This window comes from Streptococcus sp. WM07, from assembly GCF_004570525.1.
GTDB lineage: Bacteria > Bacillota > Bacilli > Lactobacillales > Streptococcaceae > Streptococcus.
This window is the reverse complement of sequence record NZ_SPPZ01000095.1, coordinates 1-2,555: the sequence shown is the minus strand read 5'-3', so window position 1 is coordinate 2,555 and position 2,555 is coordinate 1. Positions and strand designations below refer to the sequence as shown.

Below are 2,555 nucleotides of genomic sequence, written 5' to 3'. Positions count from 1 at the left end.
TTAGCATTTTATCAAAAGTTCGTCTCTCAACACCAACTAGGCGTTTAAAGCATAAATCGGAAAGTTTTTTACTGGATTCATAATTCATGCTTCTATTTTATCATCTCCTTGTTTCGCAGGAAATCTATTGTAGCGTCTACTATTTTTAAAGCGATTTCTTAATGCCCGGAATTTAGATTTTATTTTTAGGCGCCTCAATGGTTGAGGCGTCAGCCTTCTTCGGATGTTTTGGACGAGGAGTTATTTTTCGCCACCCATGGCGTTTTAATAGTTCGTAAAAAGCTACTTTTCTTAATCTTCTCTTGATATAACAGGTGCAAGCTGCTAGCAGTCACAAGCTCACCATTTTGAGCAGCTTCTAATGCCTGCTCTAGAAATTCCGCTTCTTCTTCAAAAGTTAAGTATGAATTACGGCGACCTCCACGTCCATCTTTGGTCAGAGCAGTGAGACCTTCTTTTTCATATTTTTTTACCAAGCGCCAAACAGTGTCATGCGAGAGATTAAGTAGTTGTTTAATCTCAGCATAGGTTTTATCTTGGCTTCTAAAGAATACGGCTTGGATTCGATTATGAAATGGAGCTAGAGATTTATCTTTAAGTGCGTTTTTTAATTCTTTAATATATTCTAGAGTAAAAATCATAAATACTATTATATTTCAGATTTTGTGATTAATCAAGTATAAGTATGAATCCAAAATTTTATACGAGTACTCTTGACCTAAATGCAAAAAAGAGGAGAGTCGTTTAGCCCCTCCTCCAAAAAGTATTAGTTAAAACAATATTTAGCTGCTCCTGCCGATCCGCCACCCCAGAATCCAACTGCAGATCCTGATACTGTACCTATAACAGGTAGGGTGACCGTACCAACCGCAGCACCTGCAACTGCTCCAGTCAGTGCTCCACCGACAGTTCCAAGTCCACATTGAACCCAGCCGCCACCAATCACTTCAACTAGTTCTACATCAGTCATTTTCATCATGTTACAACCTCCAAAAAAACAGCCTTTCTCCTTGACTTCATCAGTTCATCCCTAAGGCCCTTGGGGTGATCATAAAGGTCAAAGTAGAATGAGAACGCTACAGACTTTGTAATATTAGTCTAGTCTATAGTTTGCTTCCAAGAAGGGGTGATACACCTGTGGGCTGTTCAACCTCCTTCAACTATTTATTCGGAGTGTCTAGAAAAAATGAGTTCGATTTTCTCAGTTTCACTCATCATCTATTCCCTGCAAAAGTTTACGAAGAGTTTCTTTTAATAGAGCTAGAAAACATAGTAAAGCCACTGTATTTATCCCCAATCCTAGAGGAAATTCAAGAAGTAAAAAATTATAAAAAATAACCAGCAAAAACAAGATATTTACGATTAATCCAAATACATGTTTTTTCATAAGTTCCTCGCTTTCATATAAGAGAGACTAAAATTCGTAGAATGGTGATTTTCTAGTCTCTATGACACTCTACCAGTTTCATTTTACTACCTATCCAAGGTTTTTAAACAAAAAAGTCCTAAAATGTCACCCAAATGTCCTGAATGGTAAAAATTTTTAAAAAAACAAAGCATTGTATATTTGCTTGTATAAATAAGCTTCGGCCGTTTACCACTGGTCATTGCCACAAAAAAGTCGAGAGTTGTTCCCGACTTTCACAAACCCTTAATGAAAAAAGTTTCCCAGGGAAGCCAGCCCTCTGGCTTTCTCCTCTTCCGTCTTAGCTATGAAAGCAACTTTCTTATAGAAATCAGCCAAATCCGAACTCAAAGCCTCCTCTCCAATTTTCTGGAGAGATAAAAGGCGTATATCCTCAACCATAGTTAGAAAACGATTTTTCCATTTTCTATTAGAGATAACTAGATCTTGCTTATAAGCAAGCAGAATTTTCCGCTCATCCTCCCGCAAGCTCGGACTCAATAATAGATTGTAATAGTGCTCCAACAATTCTTCTTCCTTCATTTAAGATCTACCTCCTGACCAATATCCACCAGCCATCGATGATACCCAACCATTTACGACCGTATCCTTGGTTGCTTCAAAGGGTGACTTGGTTACAATATAGCCCCATTGTCCATTGGGATAGCGGCAAGAGTAGCCATTGGCACCTGCCATCACAAATTTACAGGTGCCAGCTGTCCCTGCAAGTAGGTTTTGCAACTCAGATAAAGAAAGTGAATATGTTTTCATCTTTTACCTCCAATCTGCTTTTGAGTATAGCATTGCTTTCTGCTTTTTAAACTAAAAAGTCCTAAAATGTCATCCAATCGTCCTGAATGGTCATTTTTTAAAATTATCGACTATAAATATTATTATACTTAACAAAAAAACAAAAATAGCTGTATACTATAAGGTATGAAAGTCGAACTAAATGAATATCAAATTAGCGAATTGAAGCAAGCCCTGAAAGATAAAAAGAATGCACAGCACCATAGGAAAATTCAAGCTCTCATTCTCTACTCTGAATGTCAGAATTTAACAGCAGTAGCTAAATCAGTAGGTTTTGTTCATCAAACTGTACGAAACTTATTGAACCGTTATCTAGAAGGAGGTTTAGAGGCACTCCTTA

6 protein-coding genes and 2 pseudogenes are annotated in these 2,555 nt (G+C 37.4%); 1 reads left to right on the top strand and 7 read right to left on the bottom strand.

The window, feature by feature from the left end; translation table 11 throughout:
• The 7 genes and pseudogenes from E4T71_RS10305 to E4T71_RS08380 all read right to left on the bottom strand — a co-directional run.
• Positions 1–88, bottom strand: a pseudogene (locus E4T71_RS10305) (IS5/IS1182 family transposase); the annotation flags it as partial.
• Positions 89–172: 84 nt separating this feature from the next.
• Positions 173–244, bottom strand: coding sequence for a hypothetical protein (locus E4T71_RS10580; protein WP_368773484.1), 72 nt, complete (start codon positions 242–244; stop codon positions 173–175).
• A gap of 148 nt (positions 245–392) precedes the next feature.
• Positions 393–641, bottom strand: a pseudogene (locus E4T71_RS10575) (helix-turn-helix domain-containing protein); the annotation flags it as partial.
• Between the two features lie 125 nt (positions 642–766).
• Complete coding sequence (locus tag E4T71_RS08390; protein ID WP_135038871.1) at positions 767–970, bottom strand: Blp family class II bacteriocin; 204 nt, start codon at positions 968–970, stop codon at positions 767–769.
• 237 nt (positions 971–1,207) lie between these two features.
• Positions 1,208–1,387, bottom strand: a complete 180-nt coding sequence (locus tag E4T71_RS09920) for a hypothetical protein (protein ID WP_167758506.1) — start codon at positions 1,385–1,387, stop codon at positions 1,208–1,210.
• A 264-nt stretch (positions 1,388–1,651) separates the two neighbouring features.
• Complete coding sequence (locus E4T71_RS08385) at positions 1,652–1,948, bottom strand: bacteriocin immunity protein (protein WP_135038867.1); 297 nt, start codon at positions 1,946–1,948, stop codon at positions 1,652–1,654.
• Positions 1,949–2,176: a garvicin Q family class II bacteriocin gene (locus tag E4T71_RS08380; protein WP_135038865.1), complete on the bottom strand. Its 228-nt coding sequence runs from the start codon at positions 2,174–2,176 to the stop codon at positions 1,949–1,951.
• Positions 2,177–2,341: 165 nt separating this feature from the next.
• On the opposite strand from E4T71_RS08380, the gene E4T71_RS08375 reads away from it, so the two are divergent.
• Positions 2,342–2,555: helix-turn-helix domain-containing protein (locus E4T71_RS08375; RefSeq protein WP_135034965.1), on the top strand; the 214-nt coding region annotated here is incomplete at its 3' end.

What these genes read in the sequence shown, in the direction of transcription:
- E4T71_RS09920 (WP_167758506.1), bottom strand. Translation starts at nt 1,387, where the DNA reads ATGAAAAAACATGTATTTGGATTAATCGTAAATATCTTGTTTTTGCTG.
- E4T71_RS08390 (WP_135038871.1), bottom strand. Translation starts at nt 970, where the DNA reads ATGACTGATGTAGAACTAGTTGAAGTGATTGGTGGCGGCTGGGTTCAA.
- E4T71_RS08385 (WP_135038867.1), bottom strand. Translation starts at nt 1,948, where the DNA reads ATGAAGGAAGAAGAATTGTTGGAGCACTATTACAATCTATTATTGAGT.
- E4T71_RS08380 (WP_135038865.1), bottom strand. Translation starts at nt 2,176, where the DNA reads ATGAAAACATATTCACTTTCTTTATCTGAGTTGCAAAACCTACTTGCA.